At 39.6% G+C, this 15921-nt stretch carries 15 protein-coding genes and 1 pseudogene (1 of these 16 only partly in view); all 16 read right to left on the bottom strand.

The annotated features are described in order from the left end of the window. On the bottom strand, positions 1-476 hold a 476-nt coding region (locus L652_RS0113720), incomplete at its 3' end, for a cation transporter (RefSeq protein WP_024603511.1). Continuing rightward, on the bottom strand, positions 466-909 hold the full coding sequence (locus tag L652_RS0113715) for a MerR family transcriptional regulator (RefSeq protein WP_024595963.1): 444 nt from the start codon (positions 907-909) through the stop codon (positions 466-468). The genes L652_RS0113720 and L652_RS0113715, both read right to left, overlap by 11 nt. A gap of 509 nt (positions 910-1418) precedes the next feature. Beyond that, positions 1419-1916, bottom strand: a complete 498-nt coding sequence (locus L652_RS0113710; RefSeq protein WP_024595964.1) for a DUF2059 domain-containing protein — start codon at positions 1914-1916, stop codon at positions 1419-1421. A gap of 130 nt (positions 1917-2046) precedes the next feature. Beyond that, positions 2047-2379 carry a Na+/H+ antiporter subunit G gene (locus L652_RS0113705; RefSeq protein ID WP_002958501.1) on the bottom strand — a complete coding sequence of 111 codons (333 nt, stop codon included), beginning with the start codon at positions 2377-2379 and terminating at the stop codon, positions 2047-2049. 9 nt (positions 2380-2388) lie between these two features. Then, complete coding sequence (locus L652_RS0113700) at positions 2389-2658, bottom strand: K+/H+ antiporter subunit F (RefSeq protein WP_007378493.1); 270 nt, start codon at positions 2656-2658, stop codon at positions 2389-2391. Beyond that, complete coding sequence (locus tag L652_RS0113695) at positions 2652-3188, bottom strand: Na+/H+ antiporter subunit E (RefSeq protein WP_002958499.1); 537 nt, start codon at positions 3186-3188, stop codon at positions 2652-2654. Before L652_RS0113695 ends, L652_RS0113700 begins: the two co-directional genes overlap by 7 nt. Further along, positions 3188-4705, bottom strand: a complete 1518-nt coding sequence (locus tag L652_RS0113690) for a monovalent cation/H+ antiporter subunit D (RefSeq protein ID WP_024595965.1) — start codon at positions 4703-4705, stop codon at positions 3188-3190. The genes L652_RS0113695 and L652_RS0113690 overlap by 1 nt, the downstream gene beginning before the upstream one ends. Further along, positions 4702-5055, bottom strand: coding sequence for a Na+/H+ antiporter subunit C (locus L652_RS0113685; protein WP_010554685.1), 354 nt, complete (start codon positions 5053-5055; stop codon positions 4702-4704). Before L652_RS0113685 ends, L652_RS0113690 begins: the two co-directional genes overlap by 4 nt. Further along, on the bottom strand, positions 5055-7847 hold the full coding sequence (locus tag L652_RS0113680; protein ID WP_024603510.1) for a monovalent cation/H+ antiporter subunit A: 2793 nt from the start codon (positions 7845-7847) through the stop codon (positions 5055-5057). The genes L652_RS0113685 and L652_RS0113680 overlap by 1 nt, the downstream gene beginning before the upstream one ends. Before the next feature lie 215 nt (positions 7848-8062). Beyond that, positions 8063-9238, bottom strand: a complete 1176-nt coding sequence (locus tag L652_RS0113675) for a hypothetical protein (RefSeq protein ID WP_024595966.1) — start codon at positions 9236-9238, stop codon at positions 8063-8065. Next, positions 9225-10103, bottom strand: coding sequence for a lipoprotein NlpI (nlpI, locus tag L652_RS0113670; RefSeq protein ID WP_002958493.1), 879 nt, complete (start codon positions 10101-10103; stop codon positions 9225-9227). Before nlpI ends, L652_RS0113675 begins: the two co-directional genes overlap by 14 nt. 141 nt (positions 10104-10244) lie before the next feature. Then, positions 10245-12371, bottom strand: a complete 2127-nt coding sequence (gene pnp, locus L652_RS0113665) for a polyribonucleotide nucleotidyltransferase (RefSeq protein ID WP_002958491.1) — start codon at positions 12369-12371, stop codon at positions 10245-10247. 620 nt (positions 12372-12991) lie between these two features. Beyond that, positions 12992-13261, bottom strand: a complete 270-nt coding sequence (rpsO, locus tag L652_RS0113660) for a 30S ribosomal protein S15 (protein WP_002958490.1) — start codon at positions 13259-13261, stop codon at positions 12992-12994. Positions 13262-13414: 153 nt separating this feature from the next. After that, positions 13415-14374, bottom strand: a complete 960-nt coding sequence (gene truB, locus L652_RS0113655; protein WP_024595969.1) for a tRNA pseudouridine(55) synthase TruB — start codon at positions 14372-14374, stop codon at positions 13415-13417. Further along, a complete protein-coding gene (rbfA, locus tag L652_RS0113650) occupies positions 14358-14840 on the bottom strand; it encodes a 30S ribosome-binding factor RbfA (protein WP_002958487.1) in 483 nt (160 codons plus the stop codon). The genes truB and rbfA overlap by 17 nt, the downstream gene beginning before the upstream one ends. Before the next feature lie 109 nt (positions 14841-14949). Then, positions 14950-15921, bottom strand: a pseudogene (gene infB, locus L652_RS01000000123815) (translation initiation factor IF-2) (it continues 1691 nt past the right edge of the window).

The raw sequence follows: 15921 nt of genomic DNA, 5'->3' as shown, positions 1-15921 counted from the left end.
TGGTTTTTGAATGCCTGCCATGCACCGTTGTAAAATTGTTTACCTGATATAGCCATAACCACAAGCGTGACTATACCCACTAAAAACCAGGCTATTCGTTGTGTGTCGGTGGTCACACTCATATCAAAAATAAGCCCGTATATCATTAACGGTGCACCGACCCCTAACGCTAATATCATATTACGCATTAGCTTTTTGTAATGTGCCTCATCCGATTTTGCTTTTTCATCAAGTGCATCTTGATCAGACTCGTTACTCATTGGCTTAGCTGAATAACCAATGTTTTCGACTGCTTTAATAAGCGTGCTTTCGCGGGCTTTACCTTCTACACGTACTGTACGCTGTGCAAAGTTCATTTCTACATTTTGCGCACCTTGCACGCTATTAAGGGCTTTTTCAATTTTAGCCACACAACTGCCGCAATTAGCGCCTTCAATAATAAAGTTTTGCGCGGTGTCTTTTGTATTAGTCGTCATTACGCTGCTCCTTATTTGCAGAATCGTTTATTGGATCAACAAAAGATTCTATTAAACTACACACGTCACTGGCATTTGCACCATCGGCTGATGTATCCCATTGCGCCAGAGCTGCATGCATTCTATTTCGTAATTTTAATGTTTCTTGAAATAGTGCTTCGGTTTCTTCTAGGCGTTTAGTAATGAGTTTACGCGTTAACGGACAAGGACAATTCCCCTGCTCAGACTCGCCTATAATGTGTTGAATATCTTTGAGAGAAAAACCAAGTTGACGAGAGCTAATAATAAACTTTAAACGCTGCTGGTCTTGCTTTGTATATTCTTGATAACCATTTTCTTCACTGCGTATTGGATGAAGTAACCCAATTCGTGTGTAATGACGAACAGTATCTGCAGTCACGCCCATTAACTTGGCGAGTTGTTTAACATACATAATTTAACTCCGTCGTGTTTCAATAGCTTCATAATAAACCTAGGTGCAACACATAGGTCAATGGCTATTTTAAAACTAACAAAATAATACTAATTGGCTTAATTAAGTGCTCTATTTAAGGACAATAAATCGAGTGGATAACAAGGCAAAGGTTTCGTTATTTAGTTGTTATTATTAATTGCCCCTGCATTCATGCAGTCGTATATAAAAAATGTTTTATGCAGTTAGCGCCGTACTTAATCCCTCAAATTGATTAAGTATTGTTGCTCATTGGCATAATGACACAAACATAATTAACTTAAGCTGATATTGGCCGTGTATTATCTGAAGGGGATGTAATTTAGCAGAGAAGCGCCTAAGTAAGGCGCGTATTAATCTAAGAGCGTGTTGATCATTGGTGATTTAATTTATGCAGACTGTTTGGTCTTTAGGCAAGGCAGAGCCTATGTTGTGTGGTTATCCCCCATAAACAGGCGATAACGCAGCATAAATACCAAACATGCGCTGCCCTAGTTTGATTCGCTACGGCTTTGCTCTAATTCGTCGCTTAGTTGCTGCGCCAAAGTTTGTATTTTAGGCATAGCATCTTTCATTAAGCTTTGTGACATTTGCATAGACTCTTGCATTACAACAGGCATTTTTTCGAGTATTTTTTGCCCTGTATCTGTTTTATAAAATGCTAACATATCGGCAATTTCTTGCTCACTAAAATGCTTGTCGTATACATTGACCATCATTGGCTGCATTTTAGCCCAACTCATCTCAGTTTTTAATACCGTCGTCATGTCGCCGTAGTACTTATCAAAAATTGCTTGCTCAGAAGGCTTAACACCCATTTGGTCTGACATGCCTTTCATCATACCTTCAACCTGGCCGTACATAGAATCAACCATTGAATCTAAATTCATTACACTAATGAGTTCATCTATTTTTTGCTGCTTAGTATTTTGTTCAGCATATAAACTACTAGAAAAAATCAGTAATGATAAAAGTAGTACTTTACCCATAATAATATCCTTTCATATAAATAATGGATTTATAGTCACATGAATAGTTTGTATTGTAAAGGGTACAAGCAATCATTAAAAAGGCCGAATAAAATGAATTTATTCGGCCTTTTATAAATTACTTTTTGCGTTAGTCGTCTTCTACATTATCTAGGCCTTTAGTGCCTTCTTTGGCTTTTAGCTTATGATGAATAGCTGACTTTATTAGCATGTAACCACTAATCGGTGCTGTAATTAGTAAAAATATAGTAATGAGTATTTCTTTAACACTTAGGCCATGCTCTGAACTTGCAAAATAAACCATAGCCGCAATTAACATACTCGCCATGCCTAACGTGGTTGCTTTAGTTGGTCCATGCAAACGCATAAAAAAGTCAGGTAGTTTAATTAAACCTATTGAGCCAATTAAAATAAACGTACCACCAAATAACAATAATATTGATACAACCCATTCGCTGATCATGTTTTCACCTTATTCAATTATATCGCCACGTAGTAAATACTTACACACTGCAACCGTACTTATAAAGCCGAGCATGGCAATGAGCAGTGCAGCTTCAAAATAAAGCCCTGTATCCATACTAATGCTGTATAAAATAATCAGTGCGATGACGTTAATGTACATAGTATCGAGCGCTAAAACACGGTCAGGCACTGACGGACCGATGATCAATCGCCATAAATTAAGCAATAATGATAAGCCAATCATCGAAAAAACAATGAGTAATACAGTATCTAACATTGAAATATCTCCTTTAGTGGAGCTTCGTAGCGTTGTTTTATTTGTTTGATAAGTGCTTCTTCATCTTTAAGATCAAGCACATGTATCAGTAAGTAGCGTTGCGTTGGCTCTTCACCTTCAGGTAACGACTCAGCAATTGGATAAACCTCTGCACTCACAGTACCAGGTGTAAGCGATACACAACTAGCCAATATAGTAATTGGCATGTCGTGTGTTAAATCTATAGGAACTTTTATAAAGGCCGGACGCAATTTTTTTGATGGTCCAAGTATAAGTAAAGCCACTTGTAAATTTGCAACAACAATATCGTATAGCACTATAAGTAACTGCTTAAGCGCCAAGCCTGGCTTTAAAATCAGTGGCTGAGGGTCTCGAAACGAAAAACTCAATATAGGGATAAGTATCGCAAAAATAGTCGCTAATACTAAGTGCCCTACCGATACGCTATTGTTTAACAATAACCAAACCATAAACAAAAATAAGCTACGAAATGGCGTTGGTAACCAACGAAAACGGGCTTGTAATCTCATCACATGCCTCCTTTAAGTACAGCATTAATACCGCCGCTTAGATCATGTAACTGAGTAGCAGCATTTAGCATATATTCACTTATTGGTCCGCCCAAAATAACTAGCAATGGCGAACATGCAAGTAAAGCTATAATTACAGTTACCTGCAACGGGTGTGCACTTGCACAATCGGCATTTTCGCTACTTTTGCTTCTATGCTCCCAGAACAAAGTTGTGCCAGCGCGCGAAAGCGCTACTAACAACGCAAAACTTGTTACTAAATATACTGGCCAAAATAGTAAAGCTTGCTCACTGTTTAATGTCGCTTTAAGTATCCAAATTTTACCTACAAAGCCTGACAGTGGTGGCATACCAACTACCGTTAAAGACGCAATAATAAAGCACACACCTAATAAAAATGGCTGTTTTACAGAGCGACCTGCTACTAGTCTATCGCCAACTTTACCGCGCTGGATTGAAACTAAGTCTGCTAGTAAAAATAGTGCGGCACTAACAAGTGTTGAATGCACTAAATAATATAAAAGTGCAGCAGTGGCATTTACATTTTGCAATGCTATTAGCGCAACCAGCGTACCTACCGATACTAATACTAAGTTAGATGTGAGTTTACGTAAGTCTTGTGCTGCCATCACACCAATTGCACCTACTATAATGGTCGCAATTGCTAAGCCCCAAAGCCAAGGCTGCGCCATGTGTTCAAGCGCTCCGGCTTGTTCACCAAATATCACCGTATAAACACGAAGCATAGCGTAAACGCCTACTTTAGTCATAATCGCAAACAATGCAGCAACCACAGGTTTAGCACTTGCGTAAGTATTTGGAAGCCATAAATGCAGAGGTAATAGTGCGCCTTTTAAAGCAAATACTATTAATAGCAGTAAGCCGCCTGCTTTTGCTAGATATACATCATCACCTGTAAGTAGTGATACCTTTTGCGTCATGTCTGCAATATTAAGCGTACCAAGCACACCGTACAAAATACCCAAACCAATTAAAAATACGCTTGAGCCAACTAAATTCAATATTACATATTGCAATGCCGCGCGAGTATTTTGTTTATCACCTGCGTGCATTAACAATGCATAAGATGCAATCAGTAGCACTTCAAAAAATACAAATAGGTTAAATAAATCGCCAGTTAAAAACGCGCCATTTACACCTAATATCAAAAAGTGAACAAGTGGGTGATAAAAGCTGCCTTTTTCATCATCGCCAGCACTACCATATAAAATAGCGCCCAAACCTAAAAATGAAGTTAACGTAACCAATAAGGTAGACAACATATCGGCTACTAAGACTATTCCAAATGGTGCAGACCAATTACCAATAGCGTAAACGTTAATACCTGTATTATTAACATGTACAAGTAAAAGCACACTAATGGCAAAAGTAGCTATTGCCATTACAATTGAAACTAAGCGGCGAATTTTAACGCTTTTACCACATGGTGGCAGCAATAAAATAACAGCCGTCAGCATAGGTAATAAAATAGGGAGCGAAGCTAAATGTTGGATCATTTTTGCTCCTTATTATCTGCAGAGGTGTTGGGCACATAACCATCAACATGGTCGCTACCTAAATCGGCGCGTCCACGTATTGCCAAAATAACCACGAATGCGGTCATCGCAAAACCAATAACAATAGCTGTAAGCACTAAAGCTTGAGGTAGAGGATCGGCGTATTCTGTACCAGTACCAAGCACTACCGCTTTATTAATAGTAAGACGACCTGCTGAAAACAAAAATAAGTTAACAGCATATGAAATCATAGTAAGCCCAAGTACTACAGGGAACGTACGAGCTCTTAGCAGTAAAAACACACCGCAACTGACCAATACTCCAACGCAAGATGCGTACAATAATTCCATTAAATATTTACCTCTTTTTTCTGGGTATCTGCCGTCATATTACCTAAGCTTGCCAAAATCATTAGCGTAGCGCCTACAACCGTTAAGTAAACACCTAGGTCAAATGCAATCGCGCTGGCAAGCTCTGTTTTACCGACAAACGGAATATCAAAGTAGTCAAACCAAGTTGTTAAAAATGGCTTATCAAAGAACCAGCTACCCACACCAGTGAACAGTGAAATACCAATGCCTGAAGCTATGATTTTACGATAATTAACATCAAAACGTCCGTTTATCCATGCTGTACCATGCGCCATGTATTGCAAAATAAACGCGATTGACGTTACCAGTCCAGCAATAAAGCCACCGCCAGGTAAGTTATGTCCGCGTAAGAAAATATATGCAGAAACCAATAACGCAAGCGGTAATAAACTTTGTGAAATACTCGCCAGTAAGATTGGATGGCGCTCTCGTGCCCATGGGCGCCCTTCGCTGTCACTTGCTGGCATAAATAATGGGATTCGAGAAAGTACTTTAAATATACCTAATGCGGCAATGCCTAATACGGTAATTTCACCAAGCGTATCAAAGCCCCTAAAGTCGACTAAAATAACGTTAACTACATTAGTTCCACCGCCACCAATTTTAGCGTTAGCAATAAAGAAGTCTGAGATTGAATCTAATGGACGTGTAAGTAATGCATAACAGATACTCGCTATAACTACACCTAACGTAGAGGCAATTCCTAAATCTCGAAGTACGCGTAATGAACTTGATTCTTTTGGCGTATGCTGGGGCAAGAAAAACAATGCCAGCATAAGTAAAATAATAGTAACAACCTCAACAGTTAACTGTGTAAGTGCTAAATCAGGAGCAGAAAAGCGTGTGAATACAACCGATACCATTAACCCTACGATTGAGAGCATTAACAACGATACCATTCGAGAGCGATGCCAAATAACGGTAGCAAGAGCACCAATAATCAATAAGCCCGCACCAATTGCATTGTGCACATCAACAGGGGTAAGTGGCATGCTGCCAGCAAGTTGTTGCATTTCAAATAATGGCCAACCGGCACACAGTAAGACTACCGCTAACATAATTACTAGGTAGCGCTGCAGCGATCCATTTTCGATACTGCTTACCTTTGACTGACACCAAGCAACAACACTTAAAATTACACGTTCAAAGGTTTTTTTAGCATTTAAAGGTGGTAATGACGCTTGAAACTGAAATAGATATTTACGATTAATATAAATAAATAAACCGCCAGCAATCGCCATTGCACTCATTAATAGAGGCAAGTTAAACCCGTGCCAAATAGCCAATTCGTAAACTGGCATTTCTTTTCCAAGTACAGCTAAAGACGCCGCAGATAAAATGCCATCAATTGTAAAGTGTGGGAACATACCCACTAGTAAACAAATCACAACTAATATTTCTATTGGTACCCGCATATAACGTGGCGGTTCGTGCGGCGTGCGAGGTAAATCAATTGGTTCACCATTAAAGAACACGTCATGAATAAAGCGTGCGGAGTACGCAACAGCTAATGCGCCTGCAACCGTTGCCAGTACTGGAATTAACCACGACATAGAACCAAGCACTTGCTGATGCAGCGTTTCTGCAAAAAACATTTCTTTAGATAAAAACCCATTAAGTAATGGAACCCCTGCCATAGCAGCCGCCGCGACCATTGCAAGCGTTGCAGTGTATGGTAAGTATCGCCACATACCATTTAATTTACGCATATCGCGCGTGCCTGTTTCATGATCGATAATACCAACGGCCATAAATAACGACGCTTTAAACGTTGCATGGTTAATTATATGAAATATAGCAGCAACAGTCGCAAGCTCAGTATCAAGCCCGAGTAATAGCGTTATTAAACCCAAATGGCTTATTGTTGAGTAAGCTAACAATCCTTTTAAATCGTGTTTGAATAATGCTATGTAAGCACCAAACAACAGCGTAGCTAAACCTGTTAACCCAACAAGTAAGAACCACGTATCGGTGCCAGCTAAAGCAGGATGAAAACGTGCTAATAAAAATATACCGGCTTTTACCATGGTTGCAGAATGTAAATACGCGCTCACTGGCGTAGGCGCTGCCATTGCATGAGGAAGCCAAAAATGAAATGGAAATTGTGCCGATTTAGTAAACGCACCCAATAGCACCAATACTAATGCTACTTCGTATAAATCGTGAGATTGAATTATCGCTTTACTCGCTAGGATAACATCTAGGTCATAACTACCAACAATATCACCTAATAGCATTAAGCCTGCAAGTAACGCTAAGCCGCCCGCGCCTGTTACAGCAAGAGCCATACGAGCACCCTTTCGCGCTTCAGACTTATGCCACCAAAAACTAATTAATAAAAATGAGCTGATGCTCGTTAATTCCCAAAACAACCACAGCTGAATAACATTGTTAGACATAACAATGCCAAGCATTGCGGTCATAAACAGCATTAAATAACTATATAACTTAGCCATTGAGTCGTTGGCACTGAGGTAGTAACGCGTGTAGAGGATAACGAGCAAGCCTATGCCTAAAATCATAAACATAAACAATAAACTGAGGCCGTCTAACCGCAGAGATAGGTCGAGCCCTATTGACGGGATCCAAGCGAAAGAGTAACGAATGGTTTCGCCCGCTAAAACTGCAGGTGCATGGTATAAAGTTATTCCCAAAGCCGTTAAAGGCGCAAGAGCCGTTAAACTAGTGCTTAAATTGCGGGATAACTTACCTGTGCATGCAGAAATAACACTGCCAATTAAGGATAACAAGGGTATCCAGAGCAAAGTCATAATGTAGGGCCTTTTATAATCATAAGTTTATCAGGGCATCTCTTTTTAATACTAAGGGATGCTTTTACTGCCTGTTTTTAAACGACATTAATGACTATAGTTATACTGAAAAACACTGATTTTGTCTATAAAAAGCGGTTCTGTATGGGTGTTTTTTAAACATGAACTAACAATTTATTAAGCCTACAAAAACAATTAATTAATACTGATAATTGTTAATTTAATATGGCCTTATTTGCAAATGTAAGCGCGCTGGAGTGGCGATAAGAATTACCATTGGTCATATCTAAATGCTTCAACCAAATCTCTCTATACTGCGCCGAGAGCCCTAACTGCTGATATTGCATAATAGACCAATTTTCACTAGGTTTATATGCAACACCACCTATCTGGCAACTCTTTGCTTTATGCCAGCCTATTGGGGGCGACTCATCATGAGAGATAAATAAATTAGGTGCCACAAAACCCGTTTTTGCACACAACCATGCTTGTTTAGCTTTAGGTAGCGCATATTCATCTTCAAAACCGTTAAAATGCATCAACTCATGCAAAAACACACTGTATTTTGCTTTTGAGTTTATTAGCATTGTTCCTTTAGTAACATTAGCCGTTCCATCTTTTGGCATCATTACTATAAAATTAAAATTGTTAGGAAGCTGGTTATTGAGTTTAGCTGATTGCCAGTCACACTTTGCTATTTGATTAGTGCTACTTTTACACTCAAGCATACCTGCAACGTAAACTGGTTTTGAAAAGCAAAAAATATTTTCACGGGGCTCTGGCTGTTTATTATAAGCATTAATAAACTCGGTGAGTTTATATAAGCCACTACGATGATCGCTCATAGTCAGCACGTTAAACATACATTGCTTATTAGGTTTACTTATATTTATTAAAGATGAAAAACCGAGAGCGTGGATAAACTCACTAGATACTTTACTCTGTGGTGTTTTTAACTGAAGCTTTAGATGATTTAGCACATCCCCTGCTGGTAATTTGTTTTTACTAGCGAGTAACTTTAAATCGCTCCAACGTGAGTGCTCAAGTAACTTTGTTGCTAATATTTTACGCTCTGGGCTTGTTAAATCATTTAATGCTCTGAGCCAAAATTGTTTTGCAGTATCGCTCTGACTGTTTTTAATAAGCTTAAGAGAATACATATATTGGGCTGAAGAAATTTTACTGCGGGCGAGTATAGCTAAAGAGGTATTTGGTAACTGCTCTAAGTGATCAGAAAAATAACCAGGTGATTTCCAATAACTTTGTAGCACATTAGCTTTTGCGTTTAAAACATGCCAAAAGCCAATAGCGCCTAGGTGATTACTCGAGCCTGTAATTAACAAACAACATAGTAATACACCTATTAATTTAAAACGCTTAACTTGCGTCAACACCTTGCATCAACTCAAGCTCTAAACGCGCATATTTGTACTCAATAAACTCGTGTACATTAGTTGCTAGCGCAAGCCTAAAGTAGTCTGATGCTAAATACAGCTCACCTGCTGCTTGATGCATTTTAGCTAAATAAAAATAAGCTTCGCATAAACGCTGCGCATATTCTTGCTCAGTTCTAACACCATCACTAATGCCAGATAAAAATGCATGTTCACTCATATCCCCCGTATAAAGAGAAATTAACTGGTACGCCCATTGTGATTCATCAAGCGCAGTGGCATTTTGTTTAAGTGCATCAAGCGCAACGGCTTTATCCTCTTGTGCTTGTGCTAAATAAACCCATAAAACTCGGTACGGATCTTTTGGAGAGCGAGCTAAAAATTCATTAAAATCATTTTTAGCAAGGCCTGCTCTGTCGCCGTAATACAGTGCGATACCTCGATTTAAATAGGCGTATTCATGCTCTTCATCAAGTTCTAGGGCAGAATCGAAAAACTCATAGGCTTTTTCATACTGCTGCATAAGCGTATGTTGAATACCTAAAAAATTATACACTTCAGCTAAATCAGGCTTAAGCTTTACTGCGCGATTAAAATCAATACGCGAAAGAGTTGTCATACCTAGACTATCAAAAAGTACACCACGGTCGTAATAAAGCTTAGCTTGTTGCTCTTCGCTTAAGTCGGCTCTATTTAATAGCTCTGAGTAGCGTGCAATAGCAATTTCACTTCTAAAGTCAGAAGCTAAAGGTGCAGTAAATGGCACATTAACAATCGGGGTTGGTTCTGATTCTGTTGTAGTTTGGCAAGCGCTTAAAGACAAAATAGCAAAAGATGCCAAAGCTAAATGTTTGAGTATCATTAAAATCCTTAATACCAAGATATATCGCGATTAATATAAGACAGACCTTGTCCAATAAGGTTTCATTAAAGCATAAAAAAAGGGGCTAAACAGCCCCTTTTTTACTATCTAGCTAATATAACTAGATTAATAAGTTAGCAATTACGCGTCAGTAGGCGCGTCAGCTGCAGGTGCTGCTGATTCCATTGCTTCTTTAATACTTAGACGTACACGGCCTTGGCGATCTACTTCTAGTACTTTAACTTTAACTTCTTGACCTTCAGAAAGGTGATCAGCCACGTTATTAACGCGCTCAGTACTAATTTGAGAAATGTGTACTAGACCATCTTTACCAGGAAGAATGTTTACAAACGCACCGAAGTCTACGATACGTACAACTTTACCTTCGTAGATAGTACCTACTTCAAGTTCAGCTGTTAATTGCTCAATACGGCTAATTGCATTAGCTGCACTTTCGCCATCTGTAGCGGCAATTTTAATTGTACCGTCGTCACCGATTTCAATCGTTGTACCAGTTTCTTCAGTAAGCTGACGAATAGTTGCGCCACCTTTACCAATAACTTCAGCGATTTTCTTCTGTGGGATTTTCATTGTGTATATGCGAGGAGCAAACATTGATAGCTCTTCAGAAGGAGCAGAAATCGCTTCATCCATCACTTCTAAGATATGTAAACGTGCAGCTTTTGCTTGTTTAAGCGCAATTTGCATGATTTCTTGAGTGATACCTTCGATTTTGATATCCATTTGAAGTGCAGTAATACCTGCAGCAGTACCGGCAACTTTAAAGTCCATGTCACCTAAGTGATCTTCATCACCTAAGATGTCAGAAAGAACAACGAATTTATCGTCTTCTTTAACTAGACCCATCGCAATACCGGCAACAGATGCTTTAATTGGTACACCCGCGTTCATAAGTGCTAGAGAAGTACCACAAACAGACGCCATTGAAGAAGAACCGTTTGATTCAGTAATTTCAGATACTACACGGATTGAGTAAGGGAACTCAGTAAGTGTAGGCATTACAGCTGAAATACCACGCTTAGCAAGGTTACCATGGCCGATTTCACGACGCTTAGGAGAACCAACAAAACCAGTTTCACCTACACAGAATGGAGGGAAGTTGTAGTTAAGCATAAAGTGGTTTTTATGAGTACCAGTTAAATCGTCGATTAACTGTGAATCACGTTCTGTACCAAGTGTCGCTGTTACTAACGCTTGAGTTTCACCACGTGTAAAGATAGCAGAACCGTGAGTACGCGGTAATACGCCAGTCATTACGTCTAGTGCACGAATCATATCTGGTTCACGACCATCGATACGTTTTTCGCCAGCAGCTATACGGCCACGAACGATTTTCTTCTCAAGTGAACCGAAGATTTTGCCAATTTCTTGCTTGTCTAAAGACTCGCCTTCAGCAAGTTCAGCTGTTAATACTGCAACAACTTCATCTTTAGCTTCACCAAGAGCTTCTTTACGCGCTACTTTATCAGTGATTAAGTAAGCTGCGCCTACTTTTTCAGCAGCAATAGTTGCTACTTTATCTTCTAGTGCAACATTTTTCTCAGGTGCAGTCCAATCCCAAGTAGGCTTGCCTGCTTGCGCTTTAAATTCTTCGATTGCAGTAATGATCGCTTGAGATTGCTCATGACCATATACAACAGCGCCAAGCATTACGTCTTCTGCAAGTACGTTAGCTTCTGATTCAACCATAAGTACCGCTTTATCAGTACCGGCTACCACTAAATCAAGTTGGCTTTCTTCAAGCTCTTTTAATGTAGGGTTAAGTACGTATTCGCCGTTGATGTAACCAACACGAGATGCACCAATTGGACCACTGAATGGAATACCAGAGATAGCAAGTGCTGCTGAAGTACCAATCATCGCAACCATATCAGGTTGGATTTCAGGGTTAACAGAAACAACAGTAGCAATAACTTGTACTTCGTTTACAAAGCCGCTTGGGAAAAGTGGACGAATTGGACGGTCAATAAGACGTGCAATAAGAGTTTCGCCATCGTTAGGACGACCTTCACGCTTTAAGAAACCACCAGGGATACGACCAGCAGCGTACATACGCTCTTGGTAGTTAACTGTTAGTGGGAAAAAGTCTTGACCAGGTTGTGCTTCACGCTTACCAACAACAGTTACTAAAACTGAAGTGTCGCCAATGCTTGCAAGTACAGCGCCGTCTGCTTGACGAGCGATTGCACCAGTTTCTAGAGTCACTGTATGTTGACCTAGTTTGAATTCTTTAATAATTGCTTGCACTTAAAATATTCCTTAAATGTATTCTAATAAGTTGTCATCAAAGTACCAATTACAGTACATAATTGTATTCAGTTGGAAATCAATTAAGTACTACAATTGGCAATGATGTGAATAATTGCAGATAAACCTTTTTACCTACGCGCATAGTATATACCAAAGCTACTTCAAAATGCGAGTCTAGGGTGTGTTGATCTTTGTGGATTGAAATTTGTTCAATCTAGGGGCGATTTAATCACGGCGCGAGATTTGTAACCTAGTGGGCTAAGTAAAAATCGAGTAACAAAGAGTTAATCGCCCCTAGGATGAACCCGCAGGGCAGCGCATGTTTGGCATTAATGCTGCGTTATCGCCTATTTGTGGCGAATAACCACACTACATAGGCGCTGCCTTGCCTAAAGACCAAACATACAGCTGCAAAATTAATCACGAAAGGTCAACACACACTAGCTACTAGATTTAAGCTGGGCTAATGAGTGGGTAAATACAACGATGCTTGATAAGCTATGAAATAGGAGTTTTACAATATAATTCAATAAGTTTATAAATTTGTTTTATTTTCAAACACAAATTTTAGGCACAAAAAAAGGAGCTAAAAAGCTCCCATTTCTATAATCTAGTTCTTAACGACGTAGGCCAAGTTCTTTGATTAGTGCAGTATAACTAGTGATATCTTTACCTTTAAGGTAATCAAGTAGTTTACGGCGAGTGCTTACTTTACGAAGCAGACCACGGCGTGAGTGGAAGTCATGCTTGTGATCAGCAAAGTGACCTTGAAGCTTGTTGATATCATAAGTAAGTAATGCTACTTGTACTTCTGATGAACCTGTATCGCCTTCTGCACGTGCAAATTTAGCAATGATATCGATTTTTTCTTGATTGCTTAGTGACATAGTAACTCCAAAAATTAAATTTAAAAGGTGTCTTAGCCGATCACTAATTCAGCCAAAACGATTAAGCCGGCGTATTCTACCAACTGTAGGAATAACTACAAGTTAATTATTCCCATCTACAACTAATAAGCCACTGCTGGGCACACTAGTTGCTTATTCAGGCTTTACGTAATCATCTTGCTGGCTAGCAAGACCACGTTTAACCTTTAAATGGCCACTTGAGTTGCGCTCGCCAGTACCAATAAACACACCATCCGCAACAACTTTAATTGCCCCCTCAGGTAAAGCTTCAGGTAACTCGACTGCTTGCCCATGACTAAATACTTTGCCCTGCTCTTTCGAAATTTCAATAACAGGTAAATCAGTTAAAGCAGTGTCTATAGGTAATAACAACGCGTCTAAATAAGTAGAAGGCGCAAGCTCTTCTGCTTTCGCTTTAGCAAGCAACGCTTCAATTTCATCAAGCGAAACCATTTTATCTGCCGGATACTGACCAACAGCAGTTCTGTGAAGCATTATAACGTGTGCGCCACACCCTAGGTTTTCGCCCAAATCATCAACGATTGTACGAATATACGTCCCTTTTGATACATGAGCCGTCATTTGTAATACGTTGTTTTGTTCATCAAATTCGTCAAACGATAAGCTAAACACATTTATTTTTCTGCATTTACGAGGGACTTCAATACCCTCTCGTGCGTACTTATATAATGGTCTACCTTGATACTTAAGTGCTGAGTACATTGATGGATATTGATCTGACTCTCCAACAAAAGCTGCAATTTCTTTTGTTAACTGCTCACGCGTCACATTCACATCTTTCGTGCTTACGATTTCGCCATCAGAATCTGATGTTGTTGTACGCTCACCCAGTTTTGCACGAACGATATAGGTTTTATCTGTATCGAGTAAAAACTGCGTAAACTTAGTCGCCTCACCAAAACAAATTGGCAGCATACCTGTAGCAAGCGGGTCTAAAGCCCCAGTGTGGCCAGCTTTTTGTGCAAAATAAACACCTTTCGCTTGCTGCAGAGCTTTATTTGATGAAATGCCTTGCGGTTTGTTTAACAACAAAATACCGTCAACTGCACGGCCTTTACTGCGCTTTGCCATCTGTATCAGTGCCTTCTTCGCTATCTGTATCTTCTACGTGCTTAGTACTTTGTTCACTATCTGAAATATCAGCATCAACACTTTCTACATCTTCATCGACATGCTTTGCGTTATCTTCGCGGATAATAGAATCCACTAAATTAGAAATACGCATACCTTCCATCAGTGAATTATCAACTACAAACTTTAACTCAGGCATTATACGAGCACGAATACGCTTACCAAGTAACGAGCGAATATAACCCGTTGCTTCATTAAGTACTTTAGCGCTTTGCTTAGCTGCATCTTCATCTTGTGTGTTAAACACAGTGATGAAAATTTTGGCATAAGATAAATCACGCGATACTTCTACCGCTGACACTGTCACCATACCTAAGCGTGGATCTTTAATTTCGCGTTGTAAAATTACAGCAATTTCTTTTTGGATTTGCTGTGCAACACGATCAGTGCGAGAAAATTCTCTCATTGCATTTGTCCTAAAATCATAACTTATTGAAATTTAATAATAAGCTAATTAAATAATGGATACACAAATGGGGGCTAAGCCCCCATTTATTAGTTTAGCGAGCTAACAATTAAAGAGTACGTTGTACTTCAACTGTTTCAAATACTTCGATTTGGTCACCAACACGTACGTCATTGTAGTTCTTAACGCCGATACCACATTCCATGCCGTTACGAACATCAGCAACATCGTCTTTAAAGCGACGAAGTGACTCAAGTTCACCTTCATAGATAACCACGTTTTCACGTAGTACACGGATTGGAGCGCTACGTTTAATAACACCTTCAGTAACCATACAACCAGCAATTGCGCCAATTTTTGGAGACTTGAATACGTCACGAACTTGCGCAAGACCAATGATTTCTTGTTTAAACTCAGGTGCTAGCATGCCTGACATTGCTTGCTTAACTTCTTCGATTAAGGCATAAATTACGCTGTAATAACGAAGGTCTAAGTTTTCAGTATCAATCACTTTACGAGCAGAAGCATCAGCACGAACGTTAAAGCCAACTACAATTGCGTTAGACGCTGCAGCTAGTGTCGCATCAGTCTCAGTAATACCACCAACACCAGAGCCTACAATCTTCACTTTCACTTCATCAGTAGAAAGTTTAGTTAGTGAATCAGAGATTGCTTCGATAGAACCTTGAACGTCTGCTTTAAGTACCACGTTAACTTCAGAAACATCACCTTCAGTCATGTTAGTAAACATGTTTTCAAGCTTAGCTTTTTGTTGACGTGCTAGTTTAACATCGCGGAACTTACCTTGACGGTATAAAGCAACTTCACGCGCTTTACGCTCGTCTTTAACAACAGTTGCTTCGTCGCCCGCAGCTGGAATACCAGAAAGACCTAAAATTTCCACTGGAATAGATGGACCTGCCGACTTGATGTCTTTACCGTTTTCATCGCGCATTGCACGAACACGGCCATACTCAAGACCACATAATACAATGTCACCTTGGTTAAGCGTACCAGATTGAACAAGTACTGATGCAACTGGACCGCGGCCTTTATCAAGACGAGATTCAATAACAACACC

The organism is Pseudoalteromonas sp. TB25 (genome assembly GCF_000497995.1).
GTDB classification, from domain to species: domain Bacteria; phylum Pseudomonadota; class Gammaproteobacteria; order Enterobacterales; family Alteromonadaceae; genus Pseudoalteromonas; species Pseudoalteromonas distincta.
The sequence above is the reverse complement of the archived record's forward strand: the minus strand, read 5'-3'. Positions and strand labels throughout refer to the sequence as shown.

Coding starts and splice junctions, on each gene's coding strand:
- L652_RS0113715 (WP_024595963.1), bottom strand. CDS start 909: ATGTATGTTAAACAACTCGCCAAGTTAATGGGCGTGACTGCAGATACT.
- L652_RS0113710 (WP_024595964.1), bottom strand. CDS start 1,916: ATGGGTAAAGTACTACTTTTATCATTACTGATTTTTTCTAGTAGTTTA.
- L652_RS0113705 (WP_002958501.1), bottom strand. CDS start 2,379: ATGATCAGCGAATGGGTTGTATCAATATTATTGTTATTTGGTGGTACG.
- L652_RS0113700 (WP_007378493.1), bottom strand. CDS start 2,658: ATGTTAGATACTGTATTACTCATTGTTTTTTCGATGATTGGCTTATCA.
- L652_RS0113695 (WP_002958499.1), bottom strand. CDS start 3,188: ATGAGATTACAAGCCCGTTTTCGTTGGTTACCAACGCCATTTCGTAGC.
- L652_RS0113690 (WP_024595965.1), bottom strand. CDS start 4,705: ATGATCCAACATTTAGCTTCGCTCCCTATTTTATTACCTATGCTGACG.
- L652_RS0113685 (WP_010554685.1), bottom strand. CDS start 5,055: ATGGAATTATTGTACGCATCTTGCGTTGGAGTATTGGTCAGTTGCGGT.
- L652_RS0113680 (WP_024603510.1), bottom strand. CDS start 7,847: ATGACTTTGCTCTGGATACCCTTGTTATCCTTAATTGGCAGTGTTATT.
- nlpI (WP_002958493.1), bottom strand. CDS start 10,103: ATGATACTCAAACATTTAGCTTTGGCATCTTTTGCTATTTTGTCTTTA.
- rpsO (WP_002958490.1), bottom strand. CDS start 13,261: ATGTCACTAAGCAATCAAGAAAAAATCGATATCATTGCTAAATTTGCA.
- truB (WP_024595969.1), bottom strand. CDS start 14,374: ATGGCAAAGCGCAGTAAAGGCCGTGCAGTTGACGGTATTTTGTTGTTA.
- rbfA (WP_002958487.1), bottom strand. CDS start 14,840: ATGAGAGAATTTTCTCGCACTGATCGTGTTGCACAGCAAATCCAAAAA.